The organism is Roseobacter sp. HKCCA2468, assembly GCF_037805105.1.
Taxonomy (GTDB): Bacteria; Pseudomonadota; Alphaproteobacteria; order Rhodobacterales; family Rhodobacteraceae; genus M30B80.
Map to the genome: position 1 here is coordinate 41,352 of NZ_JBBLYN010000003.1, position 23,255 is coordinate 64,606.

The 23,255-nt window shown below is 56.1% G+C and carries 28 protein-coding genes, 1 tRNA gene, 1 other RNA gene and 1 pseudogene; 17 read left to right on the forward strand and 14 right to left on the reverse strand.

Annotated elements, in window-relative coordinates; genetic code table 11:
• The first annotated feature begins 11 nt into the window (after positions 1-11).
• Positions 12-395, forward strand: a complete 384-nt coding sequence (locus AAC620_RS08800; RefSeq protein ID WP_340244356.1) for a hypothetical protein — start codon at positions 12-14, stop codon at positions 393-395.
• An 80-nt stretch (positions 396-475) separates the two neighbouring features.
• Positions 476-1,216: a YebC/PmpR family DNA-binding transcriptional regulator gene (locus tag AAC620_RS08805; protein WP_340244357.1), complete on the forward strand. Its 741-nt coding sequence runs from the start codon at positions 476-478 to the stop codon at positions 1,214-1,216.
• A gap of 60 nt (positions 1,217-1,276) precedes the next feature.
• On the opposite strand, the gene AAC620_RS08810 is transcribed toward AAC620_RS08805, so the two are convergent.
• Entirely contained in the window at positions 1,277-1,984 is a 708-nt protein-coding gene (locus AAC620_RS08810) for an HAD family hydrolase (protein ID WP_340244359.1), read from the reverse strand.
• A gap of 149 nt (positions 1,985-2,133) precedes the next feature.
• The gene (locus AAC620_RS08815; RefSeq protein WP_340244361.1) at positions 2,134-3,063 is read right to left on the reverse strand and encodes a DMT family transporter; all 930 of its coding nucleotides are present in this window, start codon (positions 3,061-3,063) and stop codon (positions 2,134-2,136) included.
• A gap of 124 nt (positions 3,064-3,187) precedes the next feature.
• On the opposite strand from AAC620_RS08815, the gene AAC620_RS08820 reads away from it, so the two are divergent.
• Positions 3,188-4,045 (forward strand): LysR family transcriptional regulator, encoded by an 858-nt coding sequence (locus tag AAC620_RS08820; RefSeq protein ID WP_340244362.1) that lies wholly within the window; start codon positions 3,188-3,190, stop codon positions 4,043-4,045.
• Positions 4,046-4,051: 6 nt separating this feature from the next.
• Here AAC620_RS08820 and rpoH read toward each other — a convergent pair whose 3' ends face one another.
• Complete coding sequence (gene rpoH, locus AAC620_RS08825; RefSeq protein ID WP_340244363.1) at positions 4,052-4,945, reverse strand: RNA polymerase sigma factor RpoH; 894 nt, start codon at positions 4,943-4,945, stop codon at positions 4,052-4,054.
• 281 nt (positions 4,946-5,226) lie between these two features.
• On the opposite strand from rpoH, the gene AAC620_RS08830 reads away from it, so the two are divergent.
• Positions 5,227-6,813 (forward strand): gamma-glutamyltransferase family protein, encoded by a 1,587-nt coding sequence (locus AAC620_RS08830; protein WP_340244365.1) that lies wholly within the window; start codon positions 5,227-5,229, stop codon positions 6,811-6,813.
• Here the strand turns inward: AAC620_RS08830 and AAC620_RS08835 are convergent.
• Entirely contained in the window at positions 6,810-7,841 is a 1,032-nt protein-coding gene (locus AAC620_RS08835) for an RluA family pseudouridine synthase (protein ID WP_340244367.1), read from the reverse strand. The two genes, AAC620_RS08830 and AAC620_RS08835, sit on opposite strands and share 4 nt — an antisense overlap.
• Here AAC620_RS08835 and AAC620_RS08840 point away from each other — a divergent pair.
• Positions 7,840-8,169, forward strand: coding sequence for a DUF6476 family protein (locus tag AAC620_RS08840; protein ID WP_340244369.1), 330 nt, complete (start codon positions 7,840-7,842; stop codon positions 8,167-8,169). The two genes, AAC620_RS08835 and AAC620_RS08840, sit on opposite strands and share 2 nt — an antisense overlap.
• A gap of 19 nt (positions 8,170-8,188) precedes the next feature.
• Here the strand turns inward: AAC620_RS08840 and AAC620_RS08845 are convergent.
• Positions 8,189-8,265: transfer RNA gene (locus AAC620_RS08845), tRNA-His, on the reverse strand.
• A 140-nt stretch (positions 8,266-8,405) separates the two neighbouring features.
• Here AAC620_RS08845 and AAC620_RS08850 point away from each other — a divergent pair.
• On the forward strand, positions 8,406-8,594 hold the full coding sequence (locus tag AAC620_RS08850) for a DUF6324 family protein (RefSeq protein WP_340244370.1): 189 nt from the start codon (positions 8,406-8,408) through the stop codon (positions 8,592-8,594).
• Here the strand turns inward: AAC620_RS08850 and AAC620_RS08855 are convergent, their stop codons facing one another.
• Entirely contained in the window at positions 8,595-9,053 is a 459-nt protein-coding gene (locus AAC620_RS08855; RefSeq protein WP_340244372.1) for an MmcB family DNA repair protein, read from the reverse strand. It abuts the gene before it with no gap.
• A 95-nt stretch (positions 9,054-9,148) separates the two neighbouring features.
• Here AAC620_RS08855 and ssrS point away from each other — a divergent pair.
• Positions 9,149-9,304: non-coding RNA, 6S RNA (gene ssrS, locus AAC620_RS08860), on the forward strand.
• Between the two features lie 15 nt (positions 9,305-9,319).
• On the opposite strand, the gene AAC620_RS08865 is transcribed toward ssrS, so the two are convergent.
• From AAC620_RS08865 to AAC620_RS08875, 3 genes are all read right to left on the reverse strand, one after another.
• A complete protein-coding gene (locus tag AAC620_RS08865) occupies positions 9,320-9,631 on the reverse strand; it encodes a hypothetical protein (protein WP_340244373.1) in 312 nt (103 codons plus the stop codon).
• A gap of 111 nt (positions 9,632-9,742) precedes the next feature.
• The gene (gene nusB, locus AAC620_RS08870; protein WP_317655558.1) at positions 9,743-10,240 is read right to left on the reverse strand and encodes a transcription antitermination factor NusB; all 498 of its coding nucleotides are present in this window, start codon (positions 10,238-10,240) and stop codon (positions 9,743-9,745) included.
• Between the two features lie 106 nt (positions 10,241-10,346).
• A complete protein-coding gene (locus AAC620_RS08875) occupies positions 10,347-10,937 on the reverse strand; it encodes a riboflavin synthase (protein ID WP_340244374.1) in 591 nt (196 codons plus the stop codon).
• A 257-nt stretch (positions 10,938-11,194) separates the two neighbouring features.
• On the opposite strand from AAC620_RS08875, the pseudogene AAC620_RS08880 reads away from it, so the two are divergent.
• Positions 11,195-11,326: pseudogene (locus AAC620_RS08880) on the forward strand (capsule biosynthesis protein CapA); the annotation flags it as partial.
• Positions 11,327-11,360: 34 nt separating this feature from the next.
• Here the strand turns inward: AAC620_RS08880 and ribD are convergent.
• Positions 11,361-12,470 carry a bifunctional diaminohydroxyphosphoribosylaminopyrimidine deaminase/5-amino-6-(5-phosphoribosylamino)uracil reductase RibD gene (gene ribD, locus AAC620_RS08885; RefSeq protein WP_340244375.1) on the reverse strand — a complete coding sequence of 370 codons (1,110 nt, stop codon included), beginning with the start codon at positions 12,468-12,470 and terminating at the stop codon, positions 11,361-11,363.
• Positions 12,471-12,476: 6 nt separating this feature from the next.
• Positions 12,477-12,944 carry a transcriptional regulator NrdR gene (nrdR, locus tag AAC620_RS08890; protein ID WP_317655566.1) on the reverse strand — a complete coding sequence of 156 codons (468 nt, stop codon included), beginning with the start codon at positions 12,942-12,944 and terminating at the stop codon, positions 12,477-12,479.
• 276 nt (positions 12,945-13,220) lie between these two features.
• On the opposite strand from nrdR, the gene rpmB reads away from it, so the two are divergent.
• From rpmB to AAC620_RS08920, 6 genes are all read left to right on the forward strand, one after another.
• Positions 13,221-13,511: a 50S ribosomal protein L28 gene (gene rpmB, locus AAC620_RS08895; RefSeq protein ID WP_317655567.1), complete on the forward strand. Its 291-nt coding sequence runs from the start codon at positions 13,221-13,223 to the stop codon at positions 13,509-13,511.
• Positions 13,512-13,596: 85 nt separating this feature from the next.
• The gene (locus AAC620_RS08900) at positions 13,597-14,049 is read left to right on the forward strand and encodes a hypothetical protein (protein ID WP_340244377.1); all 453 of its coding nucleotides are present in this window, start codon (positions 13,597-13,599) and stop codon (positions 14,047-14,049) included.
• 33 nt (positions 14,050-14,082) lie between these two features.
• The gene (locus tag AAC620_RS08905; protein WP_317655570.1) at positions 14,083-14,568 is read left to right on the forward strand and encodes a copper chaperone PCu(A)C; all 486 of its coding nucleotides are present in this window, start codon (positions 14,083-14,085) and stop codon (positions 14,566-14,568) included.
• Positions 14,569-14,687: 119 nt separating this feature from the next.
• The gene (gene lepA, locus AAC620_RS08910) at positions 14,688-16,487 is read left to right on the forward strand and encodes a translation elongation factor 4 (RefSeq protein ID WP_340244380.1); all 1,800 of its coding nucleotides are present in this window, start codon (positions 14,688-14,690) and stop codon (positions 16,485-16,487) included.
• Between the two features lie 290 nt (positions 16,488-16,777).
• A complete protein-coding gene (locus AAC620_RS08915; RefSeq protein ID WP_340244382.1) occupies positions 16,778-16,960 on the forward strand; it encodes a CTP synthetase in 183 nt (60 codons plus the stop codon).
• Positions 16,961-16,976: 16 nt separating this feature from the next.
• Positions 16,977-17,465, forward strand: a complete 489-nt coding sequence (locus AAC620_RS08920; RefSeq protein WP_340244383.1) for a cytochrome b — start codon at positions 16,977-16,979, stop codon at positions 17,463-17,465.
• Here the strand turns inward: AAC620_RS08920 and AAC620_RS08925 are convergent.
• Together AAC620_RS08925 and AAC620_RS08930 are read right to left on the reverse strand one after the other, a co-directional pair.
• Positions 17,462-18,214 carry an alpha/beta fold hydrolase gene (locus tag AAC620_RS08925; RefSeq protein ID WP_340244384.1) on the reverse strand — a complete coding sequence of 251 codons (753 nt, stop codon included), beginning with the start codon at positions 18,212-18,214 and terminating at the stop codon, positions 17,462-17,464. The two genes, AAC620_RS08920 and AAC620_RS08925, sit on opposite strands and share 4 nt — an antisense overlap.
• A 42-nt stretch (positions 18,215-18,256) precedes the next feature.
• A complete protein-coding gene (locus AAC620_RS08930; RefSeq protein WP_340244385.1) occupies positions 18,257-19,168 on the reverse strand; it encodes a pirin family protein in 912 nt (303 codons plus the stop codon).
• A 171-nt stretch (positions 19,169-19,339) separates the two neighbouring features.
• Here AAC620_RS08930 and AAC620_RS08935 point away from each other — a divergent pair, with 171 nt between their 5' ends.
• Positions 19,340-19,849 carry a hypothetical protein gene (locus AAC620_RS08935; RefSeq protein WP_340244386.1) on the forward strand — a complete coding sequence of 170 codons (510 nt, stop codon included), beginning with the start codon at positions 19,340-19,342 and terminating at the stop codon, positions 19,847-19,849.
• A 25-nt stretch (positions 19,850-19,874) separates the two neighbouring features.
• Here the strand turns inward: AAC620_RS08935 and AAC620_RS08940 are convergent, their stop codons facing one another.
• Positions 19,875-21,311, reverse strand: coding sequence for a Glu/Leu/Phe/Val family dehydrogenase (locus AAC620_RS08940; RefSeq protein ID WP_340244387.1), 1,437 nt, complete (start codon positions 21,309-21,311; stop codon positions 19,875-19,877).
• 269 nt (positions 21,312-21,580) lie between these two features.
• Between AAC620_RS08940 and AAC620_RS08945 the strand changes: the two genes are divergently transcribed.
• Both AAC620_RS08945 and AAC620_RS08950 read left to right on the forward strand, forming a co-directional pair.
• Entirely contained in the window at positions 21,581-21,916 is a 336-nt protein-coding gene (locus AAC620_RS08945; protein WP_340244388.1) for a TadE/TadG family type IV pilus assembly protein, read from the forward strand.
• 73 nt (positions 21,917-21,989) lie between these two features.
• The gene (locus tag AAC620_RS08950; protein ID WP_340244389.1) at positions 21,990-23,243 is read left to right on the forward strand and encodes a sarcosine oxidase subunit beta family protein; all 1,254 of its coding nucleotides are present in this window, start codon (positions 21,990-21,992) and stop codon (positions 23,241-23,243) included.
• Positions 23,244-23,255: the final 12 nt, after the last annotated feature.

Here is a 23,255-nt window from a genome sequence, read left to right on the forward strand (position 1 = left end):
GATGGTTCTTGATGACACGCAATTTTGCACTTGTGCCTTTGGTTTTTGCGCTTTGTGCTTGCGCGCTTTCCCAAGTGAACCCAAACCCTACGGACATCCGCCTTTCGCGTGGTGACCTAGAGGTGCGAATGAATGATGGAACGACCTGCACCGCAACCGCGCCCGAAGCGGATGTGACGCTGTGGCAAGGGGCGCTTGAGGGCTGCCCTGATGGCTTTGGCTATGTGGTTGAGATTGACCCGCGCAGCAATATCTTGCGCCGCGTGGTCGAATTGGTGGTCAAATCCGTGGCACCCGAAGCCGAGCTTCCCCCAGTGGCAAGCGTGACCATCACCGATGCGCGGGGCCAGACCTACGAATTTGTATCACCCCGCCCCGTGGCCCCCATTCGCTGATCATCCCGAAAGCCGCGCTTGCGCAATCTGGGCCGCAGGGCTAAAACCCCGCGCGAGTTTCAAACACAAGGACGCATGCCATGGCAGGCCATTCAAAATGGGCGAATATTCAGCATCGCAAAGGGCGGCAGGACAAGCTGCGCTCTAAGCTGTTTTCTAAGCTGGCAAAGGAAATCACCGTTGCCGCGAAGATGGGCGACCCCGATCCTGATAAAAACCCACGTTTGCGCCTTGCCGTGAAAGAAGCGAAGTCAAGCTCAGTGCCGAAAGACGTGATTGAGCGCGCGATCAAGAAATCGCAAGGCGGCGATGCGGAGAATTACGAAGAAATCCGTTACGAAGGCTATGGCCCCAATGGCGTTGCGGTCATCGTGGAAGCCATGACAGACAACCGCAATCGCACCGCATCAAATGTGCGTTCGACCTTTAGCAAGAATGGCGGGAATTTGGGCGAAACAGGGTCGGTTTCCTTTATGTTCGACCGCAAAGGTCAGGTCAGCTATCCCGCCTCTGCAGGGGATGCAGATAGCATCATGATGGCCGCGATTGAGGCCGGGGCCGAGGATGTCGAAAGCAGCGAAGATGGTCATATCATCTGGTGCGCGGACACCGACCTGTCGGATGTTTCGACCGCCCTCGAAGATCAATTGGGGGAATCGGAAAGCACCAAATTGGTCTGGCGTCCTCAGACGACAACACCGCTTGATCTTGACGGGGCGCAGAAGCTGATGAAGCTGATTGATGCGCTTGAAGATGATGACGATGTGCAAACCGTCACAGCGAATTTTGAAATTCCTGACGAGATCATGGATCAACTGTGATCTGATCTGCCCGCATGAGAATGAAAAAAGGCTGGCCATGTGGCCAGCCTTTTTTGCACCTTATTCAGCGGCGTGTTGACCTTGCCCATCGGGGGCGGGCCTGACCAATTTTGTAATATCCAAAATATGCAGCAAGGGCAGATCAGCAGGAAATTCGTCCTCTTCTGCCAAACGGCTGGGAAAGCCCACCACATGGCACCCCGCATCTTGCGCGGCATAGGCCGCGGCACCGCGATCAACGATTGCCAAAACCTTGTCTGCTGGAACCTCTAGCGCCCTGATGCAGCTTTGCATGGCCTCAGGATGGGGGGCGTGGCGGGTGACATCGCCGCGCAGGATCACAGCGTCAAAAGAAATTCCTTCGCGGGCACGGGCCGTTGCCCCCAAAAGCGCACGCACAGGCATCAAATCCGAGCGCGATACAAAGCCAAGACCCCGCCCCCCATGGGCCGCAGCGCGCAGCACATCGCGCACACCCGAACGCAAGTGAATGTTCTGAGCCAGTTTCGCTGCAAAGATTTTCTGGTGGGTCGCATCAAGTGCATCGGCACGATGATCTTCACCATGCAGCGCCGCATAGGCCGCCGCCAAATGACGATGCCCCACCTCATGGGTCAGGGATGCATATGTTTCCCATGACCAGAACCAATCTAACCCATGGATACGAAAGGCCGCGTTCCACGCGGCAAGGTCAAGCTCTGCACAATCGGCCAATGTGCCAAGCCCGCCAAAAATCACCGCATCATAGCCCTGCAACCAGTCAGACATTCACCGCAACTCCTTTGGTTTGACTGAAGCAGATCAACGTAAAGGAACAATGAAATGGCCGCCCTTTCTGCATTGCAGCGTGGCAGGCTGGTGCGCGCTTGTGCAAAAAACAAGCGCGATGCCCAAGAAACAGGCAATCCAAAATTCACCTACTTTGTTTGCGGCACCGCTGGCGTGATTTGACGGCGATTTAAAACCGCTTCGCGCCATGTAATAAAGGAAATCGAGCCTATGATAATCGCCCCACCGAAAATCACATAAGGGTCAACCGCCTCGCCGAACATGACTGCCCCCATCGTGGTCGCCCATACCAGTTGAAGGAAGGTCACAGGCTGCGTGACAGTCAAAGGTGCAGCTGCAAAGGCCAAGGTCATTGTGTAATGTCCCGCCGTGGCGAAACAGGCCACAAGGAACAGCCAAAAAATCTGTCCCCATGTGGGTGTGATCCAAACCGCAAAAGCAAAGGGGGCAAGGCCGATGGTCACTGTGACCGACAGCATCCCAACCACCACTGCTGCATCAACCCGATCTGCCATGATCTTGGCGACCAAATAGCCCCCTGCGAAAAACAGGGCCGTGAAAATCATCGCGAAATGCCCCATCGATAATTCGCGAAAGCCCGGGCGCAAGATCACAAGCGCCCCGACAAAGGCCAAAAGCACCGCAAGTGCGCGGCGCAGCGCCATACGCTCGCCCAAGAAAAGCACTGCCATAACAGTGACATAAACAGGGTTCAGATAGTTCATCGCCGTCACTTCAGCGATGGGGATTTGCGTCATCGCATAGAACCAACAAATCACGCCCAAACTGTGCAACACGCCCCGCAAAGAAAACAGCGCCAGATCCCCCCGCGTCAGGCGCGCGCGCAAAATGGGGCGGATCATGGGGATCAAGAAACCCAGGCCTAAAATATAGCGCAAAAAGGCGGATTGTGCGGGCGGGACATCACTGCCAACATGTTTGACCAAGGCCGTCACCAGAACGAAACAGAGGCCCGTCAACAGCATCCACGCCATCCCAATCACGGGGCGCGTGGCTGTTTCTTTTTTGAGGCGTGGGGTGGTCGTCATAGCGCGCATGATGCGCCAATCTCAAAAAACCACAAGCCGCAAAATCCCGTGGGCGTGACGCGATGAAAGTCTTGATTTACCTTCGCATTATTTATAATTATACCTAATAATTCTATACAAATGCAGGTTTGTCATGTTGGATTATGCTGCGCTTGCCGCTTTTGCTGCTGTCTTGCGGACTGGGTCTTTTGACGCGGCCGCGCAAATCTTGGGCGTCACGCAATCGGCCGTGTCACAGCGCGTCAAAGCATTGGAGGAACGGCTTGGGTGCAATTTGGTGCAACGCACCCGCCCGGCCCGCCCAACCGAAGCGGGCCAAAGGATGCTGCGCCACATTGACGATGTTACCCTTATGGAAGCTCAGCTAATCAAAGATTTGGGCCTGCTTGCGCCCAATATCAGCGCGCATTTCCGCATCGCTGCCCCAAGCGAGGCGATTAATGGCCTGCTCCTGCGGGCTTTGGGACGCGCACAAATGCAAAATTTTGAGATCGTGCAGCGCAATTCTGACGATGTGTTGGATTTATTACGGCGCGGCGAGGTGAATGCAGGGATCACAAGCCGCCCTTTGTCGATTTCGGGTGTGGCAAGCTACAGTTTGCCCCCGATGGAAATTGTCGCCTGCGCAAGCCCTGCAATGGTGCGCAATTATCCAGAGGCTGCCATCCTAAAGGCCCCGCGTCTGGTCACCGCGCCAAAATCCTCTCTGCCCGATATTTGGGCCAAGGCACAATTTGGCAATAAGCATGATGCGTTTGGCCCTGCACGGATCATGCCATCGCTTGGGGATTGCGTGATTGGCGCACAATCGGGGCTTGGCTGGGTCGCAGCCCCGCATGACATGCTCAAAGGCCCCCTTGAAACCGGCAGTTTGGTGCAAATCGGCAGCGGCAGAGCGCGGGCCGAAAAAGCATTTTACTGGCATCTTCAACAGCGACTTGAAAAGGCCTTTACCCCCCTCATCACAGCCCAGAACGCAGAACCCGCCTGAACGCGGTTAGGCGGGAATGATCCCGCCCTCTACGGCCAGTTCACGCATTTTCTTTTGCAGCTTTTCAAAGGCACGCACCTCGATCTGGCGCACACGTTCGCGGCTGACATTGTATTTTCCAGACAGTTCCTCAAGGGTGACAGGCACATCTTGTAGGCGGCGCTGCGCGAGAATCTCACGCTCGCGCTCATTCAAAACTTCCATGGCCTGCTCCATCAAGGCCATACGGCTTTGATACTCATCCCGCTCGGCGTAATCTTCGGCTTGGTTAGCATCCTCATCTTCAAGCCAGTCTTGCCATTGCGTGGCACCCTCGCCATCGCTGCCAATCACCGCATTGAGCGAGGCATCCCCACCCGACAGGCGGCGGTTCATTGAGATCACTTCATCCTCAGTCACACCCAAATCTGTGGCGATTTTGGCGACATTCTCGGGGCGCAAATCGCCCTCCTCCAACACGCCGATCCGGGCCTTCGCCTTACGCAGATTGAAGAACAGCTTTTTCTGTGCTGATGTCGTCCCAAGTTTTACAAGGCTCCAAGAGCGCAGGATGTATTCTTGGATCGCCGCACGGATCCACCACATCGCGTAGGTGGCGAGACGAAACCCTTTTTCGGGATCAAAACGTTTGACGGCCTGCATCAGGCCCACATTGGCCTCAGAGATCACCTCGGCCTGCGGCAAGCCATAGCCACGATACCCCATCGCAATTTTAGCCGCCAAACGCAGATGCGATGTCACCAATTGATGGGCGGCTTCGGTATCTTGATCTTCCGCCCAACGCTTGGCCAACATGTATTCTTGTTCGGGCTCAAGCAGGGGGAATTTGCGAATTTCCTGCAGATAGCGGTTCAGCCCCTGTTCGGGGGATGGTGCTGGAAGATTTGCATAGCTGCTCATAAGCATGTGATCCCTGATGTTCGTCTTAATTTGCACGATTTTTTTTAAGAAACCGTGAATGTAACGATGATTAACTTCACCTCAGATGGGAATTTTTATCCCCCATTCAAGGGGAAGCGTGCAGAAAGACCATAGGCCTACCCCCGCAACCAGCAGCAAACAAGGCATACTGCCATTTTTTATAGCAAAGCTCACGCGGATATGATCGCAATGCGCCCCACCCCTTGTCACGAGGCAGCCGCGACATAAGCTAAGGCTCAACGCGTGACGAGGGAAAAACCATGCTTAACACCACACAAGGATTTCGGGGCGCCGTGACAGCCCCCCATCATTTGGCCGCACAGGCAGGTCAGGATATTCTCGCCGAGGGCGGCAGCGCCGTTGAAGCGATGGTGGCCATGGCGGCAACAATCGCCGTGACCTATCCGCATATGAACGGGATCGGCGGCGATGGGTTTTGGCTGATCAAACGCAAGGATGCCCCTGTGCAGGCGATTTTTGCAGGGGGCCACTCTGCCGCGTTGGCAAGCCGTGCGTGGTATGAGGCCGCAGGTTTCACCGATGCAATCCCCACCCGCGGCGCCAAGGCCGCGTTGACTGTTCCAGGATCGGTGGATGGGTGGCGCGCCGCGCTCGAAGCCGCACCAAGCGTCAACCCCCTGCCCCTGTCGCGCCTTCTTGAGCATGCGATCTATCACGCCGAGGCAGGCTTTCCTGTCAGCAACAATCAATCCCAATGCATCGCAGATAAGATTGACGGGCTGAAAGATGTGCCTGGATTTGCGGATACCTATCTGTTTGGCGGCGCAATCCCTGTGGCAGGTGCGCGGTTTACACAACCTGCTTTGGCGGCAACGCTGCGCCAGATCGCGCAAAAGGGCATTGCAGATTATTATCACGGCAATTTGGCCAAAACCCACGCGGCCTTTCTTGAGGCTCAAGGCAGCCCTTTGCGTCTTGAAGATTTCACCGCCTATAGCGCCCGTGCGGTGACACCGCTGTCGGTCAAGACATCAAAAGCCATGCTTTATAACATGATCCCACCCACCCAAGGGATGTCATCACTGATGATTTTGGGGATTTATGATCGCATCCAAACATGGGCCAAAGAAGGGATCGCGCCTATTCACGCCCTGATCGAAGCCACGAAGCAGACCTTTATTCTGCGCAATCGTGAATTGGGTGACCTCAGCGCCATGCGGCAACCGCCCGAGACGTTCTTACAAGATCAGGTGCTAGAAGATCTGGCAGGGCAAATTGACCACAAGCGCGCATTGCCATGGCCCTATGAGCCAAAGGACGGTGATACAATTTGGATGGGGGCCAGCGATGCGGAAGGCACATCTGTGAGCTTTATCCAAAGCGTCTACTGGGAATTTGGGTCAGGCCTGACCTGCCCCGACACGGGCGTGTTTTTCCAAAACCGTGGTGCAGGCTTTGGCATGGGCGATGGCCCGAACCAAATCGCGCCGCGCAAAGTGCCATTCCATACCCTCAACCCCGCAATGGCCGTGTTCGAAGACGGGCGCGTCATGGCCTATGGCACGATGGGCGGCGAAGGACAGCCACAAACCCAAGCGGCAATTTTTGCGCGCTATGCCTATTTGGGTCAGGAATTGCAGCAGGCGGTTACAGCGCCACGATGGCTGTTGGGGCGAACATGGGGCGATGCAACGACCTCTCTGAAACTCGAGGCACGGTTTGATCCTGACTGGATCACGGCCCTTTCCGATATGGGGCATGAGACAGAAATCTTACCCGATTACAGCGATTTGGTTGGTCATGCAGGCGCGGTTGTCACCCATTTGGACGGCCTGGTTGAGGCCGCGACCGACCCCCGCGCAAATGGCTTGGCCTTGGCGCACTAAGCTAAGGTTGCCTCAAGGCGAGTGACAATGGTTGCCATATCCTCGGGCAAATCCGCCTCAAAGCGCATCCATTCGCCACTGGCAGGGTGCGCGAAGCCAAGCGAGGCAGCGTGCAGGGCCTGACGCGGAAATTGGTTCACGGCACCCGCAAGCTCGGGCCCAAACAGCTTTTCCGAAACCCTACGCCGCCCGCCATAGACGGGGTCCCCCACGAGCGCATGACCTGCATGCGAAAGATGCACGCGAATTTGATGCGTGCGACCCGTCTCTAGCCTGCATTCAATCAAGGCCAAGGCATCGTGATAGCTTTGCAAGGGTTTGACACGCGTCACAGCGTGACGCCCCCCTTGGAACAGAACCGCTTGACGTTGACGGTCAGTTTTATGGCGCGCCAATTGGGTGGTGATTTTTAGGATATTACCATCCTCAAAACTTGTGCCACGCACACCGCGCAGGCGGGGATCAGCGGGGTCAGGGCTGCCATGGCAGAGCGCGATGTAATGCCGCTCGGCACTATGGGCGGCGAATTGGTCGGCCAGTCCATGATGCGCACGATCTGATTTCGCAATGACCAAAAGGCCCGATGTGTCCTTATCGATGCGATGCACGATGCCTGGCCGCTTTTCGCCGCCCACCCCAGATAAATTGCCGCCAAAATGATGCAGCAGCGCATTCACAAGCGTGTGGTCAGGACTGCCTGGTGCGGGGTGGACAACCAAACCTGCGGGCTTATTTACAACAATCAGATCGTCATCCTCGTAGCAAATATCAAGCGGGATATCCTGAGGACGGGTTGCCACCTCTGATGCCTCGGCCACGCGAATGGTGATCTCATCGCCCTCAACAACACGCGCGCGGGCATCTGTGATTGTTGCGCCATTGATCGCGACATCCCCTGCCGCAATCAACCGGGCAAGGCGGGATCGGCTGAGCGCGGCTTCTTCTGGCACATCGCGGCCAAGTGCCTTATCAAGACGAGGTGCAGGCTCTGGCCCAATCTCGAAACTAATGATGCGGAGTTCCGCCATGAACACGCCTTCCTCAGGTGACTATCCTCAATCTGCCGCGCTGCCATCCCATTTGGTCTGGCTGCAGCGTATGGTTTGGGTTTTGACCCTTGTGATGATCTTGGGCCTGATAACGGTGGTTTCGGTTTTTGTCACCCGTTTCCCAAAGCCCGCGCAAAATGAAATCGCCCTTCCAACCGACCTTACCCTGCCCGAAGGGATCACAGCAACGGCCGTGACCTTTGGCGATGGGTGGATTGCGGTGGTCGATCAAGGCGCGCAGATCATTGTGTTTGACGCGACCACCATGGCCGAAATCGGACGGTTGGAAATCACAACCGCGCAGTAACGACAGACTGGGAGAGAGATGGTACCGCCTCCCCGGCTTGAACGGGGGACCTCTGGATCCACAATCCAGCGCTCTAACCAACTGAGCTAAGGCGGCACTGTCGGCGGAAATAGCCCCCTCGCGCCGCGATTGCAAGGGGTGGATGACGCGGATATTGTCATTCATGGCGCAAAGGATTAGGGCCTTTGCCGCAAGGGGCAATGCATCCGTGCCTTTTGTCATCTGGAGAGGAAGAGATGAGTATCAATAGCGACAGCGATATCGCCGCGAATCTACAGATCGGGCCAACAAGCCTTGGGATGGTGCGCATCTATGTCGAGGCCGAAGGTGTCGACCTTCCGCTTGATTTCGATCCTGACGAGGCAGATGAGATCGCCGAAGAATTGCGCCTTGCCGCCGAAGCCGCACGCAAATCGCGCAAATAATCAATAACGCCCCATCGGGTCGCGCATCCGCGCCAAGCGCCGCGCGGCAGTCTGCGCCAGATCATGCGTGATCTTTTTGCGCCGCGCAGGGGCCAGTTTCACCTCTGGCCCCATGCGGATCACTTCGGCATCGTAACCATCTGCAAAGATCAGCCCAGTATCCTCAGGCAGAATTTCGGTTGGGAAATCGGCATCAACCGCCCAGAAATAGCGGTCACACCATTCGAGGTAGCCATCCCATTTGCCGTCACTGCGGAAATCAGCCACGCCTGATTTGCACTCGATAATCCAAATTTCACCTTTGGGCCCAAGTGCGATGACATCCACGCGCTTGCCCCGTTTGGGGCAAAACTCCTCCAATGTGGTGAAACCAAGCCGCGCGAAATGCCGACACACCCCCCGTGCAAGACGTTGGCCTGCGGTCATTAAATCGGACGGGTGCGGATCAGAGGCAGTCATAGCATATGATTGGAACAAATACGGAACAAAAGCAAGGCTTGGGTTGATCCTGCCCCACTTGTCGAAAGCCACGGAAAGACCTAAGAGATGCGGTGACGGTTCTGCGCCATTCGTATCTGTGGCAACATTCCGGTGGCCTTAATCATTTCCGAGGGAGCTGGCTCTGTCACGGCCCTGGTCGCGTTACCTGGCACCCACCTGTATATGCAGGCTCTCGGGAATTACGCCTCTACGGTGGATGCGGTTCCGTCACCTCAGCCGTAAAATCAGCCGCGCTTATCCTCACGGATACGAACGGGAATTGGCTGCATCTCGGGTGTAAAGGCCCGATCACGGCGACCCTTATCGCCTTTGTCATCATCGGATAGGGTCATAATGCGATACCCGATTTGCGCCGAACCGAAGGTGATGGTGCAAAAGATATAAAGCATCACAACGGCAAGAACCCCATCGGCGCTGTTCAGAACCAAATGACGCAGATTGGCAAGGTTGAACCCCAACAGCATCGCAACAAAGGCAAAGGCAATCACGGCACCAATGGCCGCGTGGCGTAGAATGAAACGGATATGTTCTGGCATCTCGCACCTCCCTTTGCAGGATAATTTGGGAAACCCTAAAAAGAGGTTAGCGCAAAGAAACGCCAGTGCAACTGCGATTCCTGCGACAGATCGGCCGCATGGCTTTGGCGGTTAAAAGGCTTCGGGGCGTGCTTCGCGGGCAATATGATCTAGAACGGCGTTCACGAATTTTGGTTCGCGCCCTTCGGGAAAGAACGCCCGCGCAATATCAACAAACTCGGTGATGATGACCTTAGGCGGTGTATCAGACCCAACCAATTCCGCCCCAGCCGCGCGAAACAAAGCGCGCAAGGTGGGATCAATGCGGTCAATCGGCCATTTTGCAACCAAGGCGCGATCAGTCATTTGGTCAATCTTGGCCTGACGCGCCACAGCATCCTCAAGAAGCTGGGTGAAAAGGTCGATATTGCCCTCAGCCATTTCTTCGCCATCCAGAACCGCACCAAAGCGATGCGCCTCGAATTCGCGGCGCACAGCGTCCACGCTTTGGCCAGAATGCTCCATCTGGAAGAGGGCTTGCACCGCGTATAGACGGGCTGCCGATTTCATCTGCCGCGCATTTTGTGGGGCAGTCTCTCGGCTGGGGGTGTCATCTGACGGGGTGCTCATCGGGCTTGTATCAATCCTTGGGGCGCGGCATCTCAAGCGCGCATCATCTGTCATAAGTCGCGCCGCATCTAAGATGCTTCGCGCGGCGCGTCAACGCAGAGAGGTGTTAACCTTTCCAATCCTGCAATCGGGCGACATAGCGCGCGAGCATATCAATCTCGATATTCAGGCACGCGCCCACCGCCATTGCCCCCCAGGTAGTGACGGATTTCGTGTGGGGGATCACATTCACGCCGAAAACATCGCCTTCCACTTCGTTCACGGTCAAAGAGGTGCCATTCAGCGCGACCGATCCTTTTGGCGCGATAAATCCCGCCAAATCGCGTGGTGCGCGAAACCGCATGCGGGTGGATTGGCCTTCGTCATACATTTCAATCAATTCAGCCACGCCATCCACATGGCCCGAAACGATATGCCCCCCCATCTCATCACCCAAGCGCAAGGCCCGCTCAAGGTTGATGTGATGCCCCTCGACCCAGTCCGAAATCGTGGTTTTCGACACGGTCTCGGCCGAGATATCGACCGCGAACCAATCCTCACCCAATGACACAACCGTCAAACAAACGCCGTCACAGGAAATCGAAGCGCCGATATCAATGCGTGTCGTGTCATAATGTGTAGAAATGCGCGCGCGCAAATCCCCGCGCGGCTCTAATGCCGTGACCGTTCCGATATCTGTGATGATGCCAGTGAACATCGGCCCGCCTTTCCTTTGAGACCCTCTTTGTCCCTCTGCCTAGCGCCGCCCCTGCCTTAGGGCAAGAGCGTGCCCCAAAAGCTGCGCCAAATTTGTGCCACAATTTAGCCCTACTGCAACCACCATCTAAGCGCACGATTTTCGTGGGATGTGCCCAAGCATCCTCACAATAATAAGGCTCGGCACGGGCGGTGCCATTCTCTATTCCCCAATGCGCGCTTTGCGCGCCCCTCCCCTTCGGCGTGTAAAAGGTGACGATGCAGCGCAAGTTTCTTTTTCTTCAGGGGCCTCACGGGCCCTTTTTTTCGGAACTTGCGCAGCAATTGACCGCGGCGGGCGCAATATGTCATCGCATCGGGTTTAATCGCGGCGATCAGGCATTTTGGCGGCAATGGATCGCCTAAATCGTCTACGCAAGGCGTTTTAGACGCGCGACCATTGGCTGAGAATATCCGCCCCAACCGCACGGTGCGTAAGGCGCGAGAACCGTGGTGCAGCGGCAAGTTCGGAAATCCCCAAAGCGCCAAGCGCGGGCTTCCCCTCGGCACCGATCAGGCTGCCTGCGGAAAATACACTGAGACGATCCACCAAATCCGCCGATAACAGACCTGCGGCCAAAGCCCCCCCGCCCTCGCAGAAAACAGAGGTCAGACCTGCATCCCCCAACGCCTGCAATGCGGCGTTCAACTCAAGATGCCCCCCTTGGGACTGGGCAAGCGGGATCAAATGCGCCCCTGCCTCGCCCCAATAGGCACAGGCCTCATGCGGGGCGTCTTGGCCATGGACAAGCCAAAGCGGCGCCTTCGCTATAGAGGCTTGCAAACGCCCCCCACGCGGCAAATCTAACCTGCGCGAAAGGATGACGCGCAAGGGCTGATGCGGGCTGCCAATATCGCGCAAGGTAAGGTCAGGGTCATCAGCCCGCGCAGTGGCGGCACCGATCATCACGGCATCATGGAAGCCACGCATGACATGGGTCATACGCCGCGCCTCAGTGCCCGTGATCCAGCGGCTTTCGCCACTGGCCGTTGCGATGCGGCCATCAAGCGTTGTTGCCAGTTTCAAATGCACCAAGGGCCTGCCGCGTGTCACACGCATGAAAAACCCTGCATGGGCCTGCGCAGCTTCGGGCGCGGCAATATCGGTCGTCACAGATATACCCGCGTCACGCAGCCGCGCGATTCCCTGCCCTGCGGTGCGCGGGTCGGGATCAGTCTGGGCAATAACCACACGGGCCACCCCTGCCTCGATCAAGGCCATGCTGCAAGGCGGGGTTTCGCCGTGATGATTGCAAGGCTCAAGCGTAACATAGGCAGTCGCCCCCCGCGCGCCCTCCCCCGCTTGTGCCAAGGCTTGCGTTTCAGCATGTGGCCGGCCCGAAGGTGCGGTCACGCCCCGCCCGATGATCACGCCATCTTTAACAACCACACAGCCAACAGCAGGGTTTGGCCAAGTGCGACCTTGCCCGCGCTGTCCGAGTGTCAGCGCGGCCCGCATGAAGCGTAAATCTTCTTCCTGCGATGCCGCTTTCATTGCGGCTCACCCCTCAGGGGGGATCGGCGGGCGCAATTCAGCAACGAAATCTTCGAAATCATCTGCAGCTTGGAAATTCTTATACACGCTCGCAAAGCGCACATAGGCGACTGTATCAATCCGCGCGAGGCTTTCCATCACGATCTCACCGATAGTTTTCGATGGAATATCCGTGTCGCCGATGCTTTCCAAACGCCGCACAATGCCAGAGATCATTTGATCAATCCGCTCAGGCTCGACCGGACGCTTCTGCATAGAAATACGAATGGAGCGTTCAAGCTTATCGCGGTCGAAATCTTCGCGCTTACCATTGGTTTTCACGACCACCAAATCGCGCAGTTGCACCCTTTCATAAGTGGTGAACCGTCCCCCACAGCCTGGGCAGAGCCTACGACGGCGAATGGCGACATGGTCTTCGGCGGGGCGGCTGTCTTTGACTTGGGTGTCAACATTTCCGCAAAAGGGGCAACGCATGGTGGTTCCTTATCCCTGCTCAATATCCTGCATCTGGATGTTAGTTATCCACAGCCAGTCTAGGGGAATCAATAGTGATTGGGTAGAGGCAGGTTCAAACTACTGCATTTTGCGACAAAACTGCGCTTTCCAAGAGCTCGGACGGAAGCAGAAATCTTGCCGATGAATCGCTTGACACCTGCGGCGAAGGCCCGTATCCCCTCGCGAGATTAAGGGGCGTGGAGCCTTCCGCGCCCTTCTATAGTTATACACCGTTCTTATGACGAGGATGATCCAATGTCACGCGTCTGCGAATTGACTGGCAAGGGGCCAATGTCTGGCAACAATGTCAGCCATGCCAACAACAAAACCAAGCGCCGCTTCCTGCCAAACCTGACGGAAGTGAATTTGGGCTCTGAAATTCTTGATCGCAGCTTCAAACTGCGTGTTTCCAACTCTGCTTTGCGCACCGTAGATGCGCGCGGCGGTTTGGATGCTGTGCTTCTGCGCGCGAAGGATGACGTCTTGTCGCCCCGCGCCTTGAAGATCAAGCGCGAGATTGCCAAAGCGCAAGCTGCGCAAGCCTAATCACCGCTGATCGAGATCCTGACCTTCGCGGGTGAGGATGCTGCAAGAAACGCCCCCGACCCTTGGTTGCGGGGTGTTTCGTTTTATGCGGCAACGCGACACCATCGCGCAGGGCCAGACATTATTTTTTGTGGTTTTGATGGGCGCCATGACACGCAAGGCTTCCAATTGGCTGATGACAGCGCTGATTGCGCTGATGCTGCTAACGAGCAGCGCCCAGGCCATGGCGCGCGGTCAAATGGTTTGGGGCGAATTAACCACATTGTGCCTCGGGGCCGAGCAGGTCTGGATCGTCACCGATGCGCAGGGCTTGCCACTTCTGGATCAAGACGGGGCGCCTGTCGCGCATAAACACGCCTGCCTTGATTGCCATCTGGCCCATGCTGCCCCGTTGATCTTCAGCCCCGCTTGGCAGGCGAATGCAAGCTATCATAAATTTGACCAGACACGCGAAGCCCCCACCCTAATTGGGGCCTCTCTCCCCCGCCACAAACAGGCCCGCGCACCCCCCTCCTTCTGTGAGTTCAACCCTATTTGAATTTCAACACAGATCTGGATGGAGATATCCAAAATGAAAAAACAGTTTTTCCTCGCGGCAGCCCTCTGCGCGCTGCCCTCTTTCGCGTTGGCCGATATGGTCGTCAGCGATGCCTATGCCCGCAGCACAGGCCCTTCGGCCCCCACAGGTGCGGCCTTTATGCAGATCACCAACGACACGGGCCAAGATGACGTCATCACGGGCGTGACATCAGATGCGGCGGCCAAGGTCGAACTACACACTCATATCGCCGATGGGGATGGGGTGATGCGCATGGTGCATGTTGAAGAGGGGTTTCCCATTGCAGCAGGAGAGACCATTTTCTTGGAGCGCGGAGGCAAGCATGTGATGTTCATGGGGCTGAATGCACCGATGGAAAATGGTGCTGAGATCGAAGTGACGTTCACCTTCGAGACGGCAAGCCCGCTGACAGTGACCATTCCCGTTGATCTTGATCGTATGCCCGAAGGCCATTCCATGAGCGGCCACGGGTCGATGGGCGAAGGCCATAACAACTGATCCCGCAAACCCGCGCAGGCAGGGCATGTGCTTGCGCGGGTTTATCATCTGAGCCCTCTTTCCTATTGGCCCGCCTTGCGCTATCTGACCGGTTACTGCACGCATAGCCTAGGGCCAACATGACCGAGCTTTCTCGCATTCGTAACTTCTCCATCGTGGCGCATATTGACCACGGCAAATCCACCTTGGCGGATCGCCTGATTCAATTGACAGGCACAGTGGCCGAGCGGGATATGAAAGAGCAATTGCTTGACGCGATGGATATCGAGCGCGAACGTGGGATCACCATCAAGGCCAATACTGTGCGGATCGAATACCCCGCCAAGGACGGCCAGACCTATGTGCTGAACCTGATCGACACGCCTGGCCATGTCGATTTCGCCTATGAGGTCAGCCGCTCGATGCGGGCGGTGGAAGGGTCGCTTTTGGTTGTGGATGCCAGCCAAGGGGTTGAAGCGCAGACCTTGGCCAATGTGTATCAGGCGATTGAAGCGGATCATGAGATTGTCCCCGTTCTCAATAAGATTGACCTGCCCGCCGCCGAACCTGAGCGGGTCTGCGAACAGATCGAAGATGTGATCGGGATTGATGCCTCAGACGCGGTCATGATTTCCGCGAAAACGGGTTTGGGCATCCCAGACGTTCTAGAGGCAATCGTCACCCGCCTGCCTGCACCCACAGGTGACGCGAATGCACCGCTCAAGGCCATGCTGATCGACAGCTATTATGACCCGTATCTCGGCGTGGTTGTTCTGATCCGCGTGGTGGATGGCAAGATCAAAAAGGGCGACCGCGTCCGTATGATGAAAACCGGCGGGCTGTATCAAATTGACCGCCTCGGCGTGTTCCGCCCCCAGATGGAGAATATTGCAGAACTCGGGCCAGGCGAAATCGGGTTTCTGACCGCCTCCATCAAACAGGTGCGCGACACCCGTGTCGGCGACACCATCACCCATGATAAGGGCGGCTGTTCTGCAGCGCTTCCAGGGTTCAAGCCCTCGATCCCTGTGGTGTTCTGCGGCCTTTTCCCTGTGGATGCCAATGATTTCGAAGACCTGCGCGATGCGATTGAGAAATTGGCCCTCAATGACGCAAGCTTTACCTATGAGATGGAAACCTCAGCCGCGCTTGGGTTCGGCTTCCGCTGCGGGTTCTTGGGTCTTTTGCACCTTGAGGTCATCCGCGACCGCCTTGAACGTGAATATGATATCGACCTTATCACCACCGCACCTTCGGTGATTTATCATGTGCATATGCGGGATGGGTCGATGGTGGAATTGCACAATCCCGCCGATATGCCCGACCTGACCTATGTGGATCATATCGAAGAGCCGCGGATCAAGGCCACGATCCTTGTGCCTGATGATTTCTTGGGCGATGTGCTGAAACTCTGCCAAGACCGCCGCGGGGTGCAGCTTGACCTCACCTATGCGGGCAACCGCGCGATGGTGGTCTATGATTTGCCGCTGAATGAAGTTGTGTTTGACTTCTATGACCGCCTCAAATCGGTGACCAAGGGCTATGCCAGCTTTGACTATCAGATGACGGGCTATCAGCAAGATTACTTGGTCAAAATGCAAATTCTGGTGAATGATGAGCCAGTTGATGCCCTATCAACCATGGTGCATCGGGACCGCGCCGAACAGCGGGGCCGTATGATGTGCGAAAAGCTCAAAGACCTGATCCCGCGCCATATGTTCAAAATCCCGATCCAAGCCGCGATTGGCGGGCGCATCATCGCACGCGAAACCTTGGCCGCGCTGCGCAAGGACGTGACCGCAAAATGTTATGGCGGGGATGCTACCCGCAAGCGGAAACTCTTGGATAAGCAGAAAGCGGGCAAGAAGAAGATGCGCCAATTCGGCAAGGTCGAAATCCCGCAAAGCGCCTTCATCAATGCGTTGAAGATGGATGATTGAGGGTGCGGGGAGGCAGATATGCCCGCCTCTCTCGCGTCTGCGCTCTTGACACATCCCCCACAAGTCGTGTCACCTCCTGACATGCGTCAATCGTGGCCAGCGAATTGCGCGGGTGTGCTGGGGTGTAGTGAGTTTGCCAAAGTAACCGACCGCTTTGTGGGGGCAGTAGGGGCCTGCAGGCGGTCGGCGCTTTTGGGCGCGTCAAACCTGATCTAAATCAAGGCGCGGCAGATCGTTACGGCAATGATCCCTTTTAGGAAACGTGCAGAACGAACCAAAAGGATCATATCATGCGCTTGTTTTTCCTCATATTTACATTGGCCGCGACAGCTTTGGCGGGGATTGGCGTAACAGCTGTGTTGGCCGCAGGTCTTGACGGGTGGCAGCCGATTGCCATTGCCGCAGGGGGTGGTGCGGTCATTGCCTTGCCCGCCGCGTGGATCATAGCGGGGCGTATTAAGGCATTAACCTGATAGGAACGGAAAAGAGATGTCAAAACCACTGGGCTATAGCGGCACGCAGATTGCGCTGCATTGGGGCATAGCCGCCCTCATCATTTATCAATTCGTCTACCACGAAGGCATTGAAGAGGCCTATGAGCAGGCGCTTGAAACAGGCGTTTACGCGCAATCCTTGGGATGGGCGAGCCACGCCATTCCTGGGATTTTGGTGCTGCTTTTGGTGATCTGGCGGCTTGTTCTGCGCCTGCGGCGCGGCGCGCCTGATGCCCCCGCAGAAGAGCCCGCGATTTTCGCGCGGCTGTCGCATCTCGCCCATTGGGCCTTTTATGCGCTGATGCTGGCCTTGCCAGTCACGGGGATGCTGGCATGGGGCGGTCAGATTGAGGCGAGCGCCGAGGTGCATGAGGTTCTCAAGTCGCTTCTCATGCTGTTGGTGTTGGTGCATGTGGGCGCGGTCTTGGTGCATCAATTTATCTGGAAGACCAATATCATGCAGCGCATGAAACGCGCAGGTTAGCCCAAGAACACCTTGAGGCTTTCCACAAATTCCCGCGGGGCGTCAGCATGCAGCCAATGCCCCGCTTGCGGAATTTTTGCGAATTTCGCATTGGGAAATAGCGCCTTAATGGCGGGGCGATGCTCGGGACGGACATAATCGGAACGCCCGCCCGACAGGAACAAGATATCCCCCGCAAAGGGGGTGAAATCCCCTTCAGGCCAACCTGTGATCTTCGCCATTTCGCGCGAGAGAACGTCCAAATTTAAACGCCACGCCTGTGCCTTAACATCTAGCGATTGCAGCAAAAACGCGCGCACCCCCGCATCGTCCACATGGGCCTGCAATTGGCGATCTGCATCCCCGCGTGTCGCAACCGCGTTGAGATCAATTGCGCGCATGGCGTCAATCATCGGTTGTTGCGAATGGCCATAGGTCACTGGGGCAATATCCGCGATCACGGCGCGGCGGATCAAATCGGGCCGCGTCAGAGCCAGCATCATCACCGCCTTGCCACCCATCGAATGGCCAACCACATCGGCACAGACGCCATGCGCCTCGATCACTTGGGCCAGATCATTGGCCAGATCAGGGTAGCTGTGACTGTCATACCATGGACTCGCGCCATGGTTGCGCATATCAACGGTGAGGCAATGCCGTTCGACCCGTTTCGCAATCACACCCCAATTGCGCGCTGATCCATAAAGACCATGCGCGATTAAAAGAGGCGGGCGATCCTGCGGCGTGCCATGTTCGACAATGTTCAACATAGGCCGCTTTTTAGGGGATCCCCCGCCCCTTGGAAAGGTGACTTAATGCGCGGGCGCCACAAAGGTGCCATTGCGCAAATCTGCAATGGCTTGGCGGATTTCGTCTTGGGTGTTCATCACAATTGGCCCATGCCACGCGACAGGTTCCTCAATCGGTGCACCCGAAATCAGAAGGAACCGCACACCTTCAGGCCCCGCCTGCACAGTGATCTCATCGCCTGTGCCAAATCGGATCAAGGTGCGATCGCCCGACATATCACGAATGTTCACCTCTTGCCCCATGACCTCTTTTTCCAAAAGCACGCCTGTGGGTTGGCTTGCATCCGCGAATGCGGCTTGACCTTCGAAGACATAGGCAAAGGCACGGCGATAGGTGTCGATGCGGAAGGTTTTCTTCACGCCCGCAGGGATTGAAATGTCCAAATATTGGGGATCAGCGGCGATGCCCTCCACGGGGCCTTTCTTGCCCCAGAACTCCCCAACGATCACTTTGACGCGGGTGCCATCGTCATCAATCACCTCTGGGATTTCTTGCGCGGCGACATCTTGATAGCGCGGATCTGTCATTTTCATAGATGACGGCAGATTACCCCACAGCTGAAATCCATGCATTTGCCCTTTGGCGTTTCCGAGCGGCATTTCTTGGTGCAAGATGCCCCGCCCTGCGGTCATCCATTGCACCGAACCTGCCCCCAATTTGCCAGTATTGCCAAGGCTGTCTGAATGCTCAACCGTGCCTGCCAGCACATAGGTGATTGTCTCAATCCCACGATGGGGGTGCCAAGGGAACCCTTTCTGGAAATAGGCGGGGTCTTCGTTGCGAAAATCGTCAAACAACAAGAACGGATCAAGTTCGGTTGGATCTTGAAAGCCAAAGGCACGGTGCAAATGCACCCCTGCCCCTTCCAACGTGGGCTTTGCGCTGCGCGCTTCGACAACAGGACGGATCGACATAAGCTTTCTCCTTCTCATGCCCCTTAAGATCTTTGGAGCGTGTTGTGAGTGAAACTAGGGCGCATCCCGCACCATGACAATCTGCACAAATCCGCAAAAAGATGTGCATCTTTGCGAGGGCCGATATTCCATGTATGAGCGGGGGGCAGATTTCAGCGAAAGGAATGCTTCGTGGCCAAGAAACGCGCCCAAGACGAGATTATCGGCTATATCGCCCCCAATATTGCCCGCCGCAGCTTTGCGGTGTTTTGTTTGGGTGGCCTAGGGTTTCTTCTGATCATGATTGCGGCCACAAACCCGCCCCAACATCTCTTCTGGCTCTTGCTGTTGATTGTGTTTGGCGTGGGGTCATTGGGGATGACCTATAAATTGTGGGAAGCCTCATCGCACAAATTGATCCTAACCCGCGCATGCCTACGCGAAGAGAATGGCCGCGTGCTGTTTCATATCGACAATGTCGAAAGCGTGGATCGCGGGTTTTTTGCGATGAAGCCCGCGGGGGGCTTTATCGTCTTTTTGCACAAACCCGAGGAAGGGGGTCGCGTTTATGCCCCTGGTCTTTGGCGGCGTTGGGGGAAATCTGTGGCCGTTGGCGGCGTCACATCCGCAGGCGAAGCCAAGGCCGTAGCTGATTTGATCAAAATCATATTGGCGGAGCGGGATTTGGGGGCGAAATCCTAAAGCGCGAACCCGCCCCCGAAAGAGGTCATAACCCTTTTGCGCGATAGCTTGCCGCCACACGGGCAATGGACACCAAAAATCCCGCCATCCGCAGATCAGGCACATCGTTGCGATCGTGCCAGACCTCGCGCATCGCCTGATAGGCGGTGCGCATCGTATCATCGAGGCCAGAGCGCACCAATTCCAACTCTCCGGCGCCGCGCAGATATTTTTGTTTAAAATCGGGCGACAGCGTCCAACCAATGCCTGTGTCGCGCGACAGCCGCTCCAGCTCATTTACGATCAATTCATGGCGGCTTTCTTCTTGGCGGCGCTGCATCCGACCAAATCGGATATGTGACAGGTTCTTCACCCACTCGAAATAGGACACGGTCACGCCGCCCGCATTGGCGTAAAGATCAGGAATAATCACCACGCCCTTTTCGCGCAGCACATCATCCGCGCCAGCGGTGATCGGGCCATTGGCCGCCTCAATGATGAGCGGTGCTTTAATCCGCGCGGCATTGGACAGGTTGATCACCCCTTCAAGCGCCGCAGGGATCAGGATATCGCACTCAGCCTCAAGCGCAGAGGCGCCATCCTCGATGAAGGTGCCGCCTTTGAATTTACGCACACCGCCCGTGGCAACGATGTGTGCGCGCAAGGCTTCGATATCCAACCCCTGATCATTATGAACCGCGCCATCGCGCTCGATCACATGGGTAATCTTCGCGCCATCCTCATCACTCAGAAAAAGCGCCGCATGATAGCCCACATTGCCCAAGCCCTGCACAATGATACGCTTGCCCTCAAGGTCGCCCGATAGATTGGCCGCCTTGATATCCTTTGGATGGCGAAAAAATTCCCGCAAGGCATATTGCACGCCTCGCCCTGTGGCCTCGATACGGCCTTGAATCCCCCCCGCATGAATGGGTTTCCCTGTAACGCAGGCCTTTGCATTAATGTCGGTTGTGTTCATGCGAGCATATTGATCTGCAATCACCGCCATCTCACGCTCGCCCGTGCCCATATCTGGGGCGGGCACGTTTTGACTGGGGTTGATGAGATCACGCTTGATCAACTCATAGGCAAAGCGGCGGGTGATGCGGTCGAGTTCATCTTCATCCCATTCGCGCGGGTCAATGCACAGACCACCCTTCGAGCCACCAAATGGCGCCTCTACAAGCGCACATTTAAACGTCATCAGGGACGCCAAGGCCTCAACCTCATCTTGATTGACATTGGGGGCATAGCGGATGCCACCTTTTACAGGTTCCATATGCTCGGAATGCACCGAGCGATAACCCGTAAAGGTCTTAATTTCACCGCGTAGCTTAACGCCAAAACGCACCACATAGGTGGAATTGCAAACGCGAATTTTCTCCTCCAATCCGGGGGAGAGATCCATCAACGCGGCCGCGCGGTTGAACATCAGTTCAACGGATTGACGAAAACTTGGTTCATTTGCAGGGATGCTGGCCATAGCTGTTCCTTCCTTAGACAGCGAACAAAACGGCGCGGGTGCGATTAAATTTACATATCCCCCCTCATCGCACCCAAACTTTGCCAAATCATGACACTCAAAAAGGGTTTGTGATCTGTGTCACACTTCGAACCCTACGCCTTGCCACGAAGATTGCAAAAAACTTCGTAAACTCTTCCCGTAATCGCCGCATTTTCGCCGCTCTTTGAGGACATGACAGGAAAGCCTCCGCCAAATCTGCGGTGGGTCAGGTCAATGGATTGAGGATGATGCAGGGGAAACCGAAAACGGCACAGCTTTGCCGCCATGGTTTGGGCGCGAACCGATTCTGGCGGGACGAGCATGGCTCGGTCACGATCTTTGTGGTGCTGTTGACGATGGTCATAGTTAGCCTTGGCGGCTTGGCGATGGATGTGATCCGCTTCGAATCTCAACGGGCGAAATTGCAAAGCGCGATTGATCGTGCGGTTCTTTCTGCGGCAGGCACCGCCAATGATGAGGCCGAAGTTTCTAGCATCGTCACACAATATTTGACCGCGCAAAACATTACGCCCTCGCGATTAACCCCTGATTATTTCATCCAAGATGGTCGGCAAAATACCTGAGTTTGTCGCAACTTGACGAAACCCTTCTGCGCTGCTGTCCTAGGGTGAGCTTAGGGACAAAGGGAGAGGTCAGATGCGCTATTCAGGCCTTCGTGTGATCAGCGAAGGATTGCGAGGGCAAAAATCATGGACGCGCGCGTGGCGCGATCCTGCTCCAAAAGCGCAGTATGACATGATTATCATTGGCGGTGGCGGCCACGGTCTGGCAACCGCCTATTACCTCGCCAAAAATCATGGCATCACAAATATTGCCGTGCTTGAGAAGGGCTATTTGGGCGGTGGCAATATCGGTCGCAACACCACCATTGTGCGCGCAAATTACCTACTTGAAGGCAATTCTCAATTTTACAGCCATTCCCTGAAACTATGGGAAGGGCTAGAGCAAGACCTGAATTACAATGTCATGCACAGCCAGCGCGGCATTATCAACCTGTTCCACTCAGACGGGCAACGTGATGCCTTTGCGCGGCGCGGGAATGCGATGATCAATCAAGGCGATGATGCGATCTTGTTGGATCGCGATGAATTGCGGCGCATGATCCCCTATCTCGATTATGATCAAACCCGTTTCCCAATTTTTGGCGGGCTCTACCACAAACGCGGCGGCACAGCGCGGCATGATGCGGTGGCTTGGGGCTATGCCCGCGCGGCGGATCAACGTGGTGTAGACCTCATCCAGAATTGCGAAGTCACAGGGATTGATGTGCATCAGGGCCGCGTCACGGGTGTCCAAACCACGCGGGGTGCCATTAGCGCACGCAAGATTGGCGTTGTGGTGGCGGGACGCAGTTCTCAGGTGGCCGCAATGGCAGGCCTGCGCTTGCCCATTGAGAGCCATGTGTTGCAGGCCTTTGTCACCGAAGGGCTAAAGCCCGCAATTGACCATGTGATCACTTATGGCATGGGGCATTTCTATATCAGCCAGTCTGACAAGGGCGGACTGGTCTTTGGCGGTGACCTTGATTTTTATGCATCCTATGCCTCGCGCGGGAACCTGCCCACCGCAGAGCATGTGGTGGAAACAGGGATGACGCTCATGCCGATGATCGGACAGGCCAAAATGCTGCGCTCTTGGGGGGGGATTATGGATATGTCCTCGGATGGCAGCCCCATTATCGACAAAAGCCCGATTGAGGGCCTCTATTTGAATTGTGGGTGGTGTTATGGTGGCTTTAAGGCCGTGCCCGGATCGGGGTATGCCTTCGCGCATCTTATGGCCACAGATCAGCCGCATCAAAGCGCCGAGCGCTATCGCCTTGACCGATTTGAGACGGGGCGGGGCCTCATGGATGAAGAAGGCCGCGGCAGCCAACATAATTTGCATTAGAGATCGAGACGG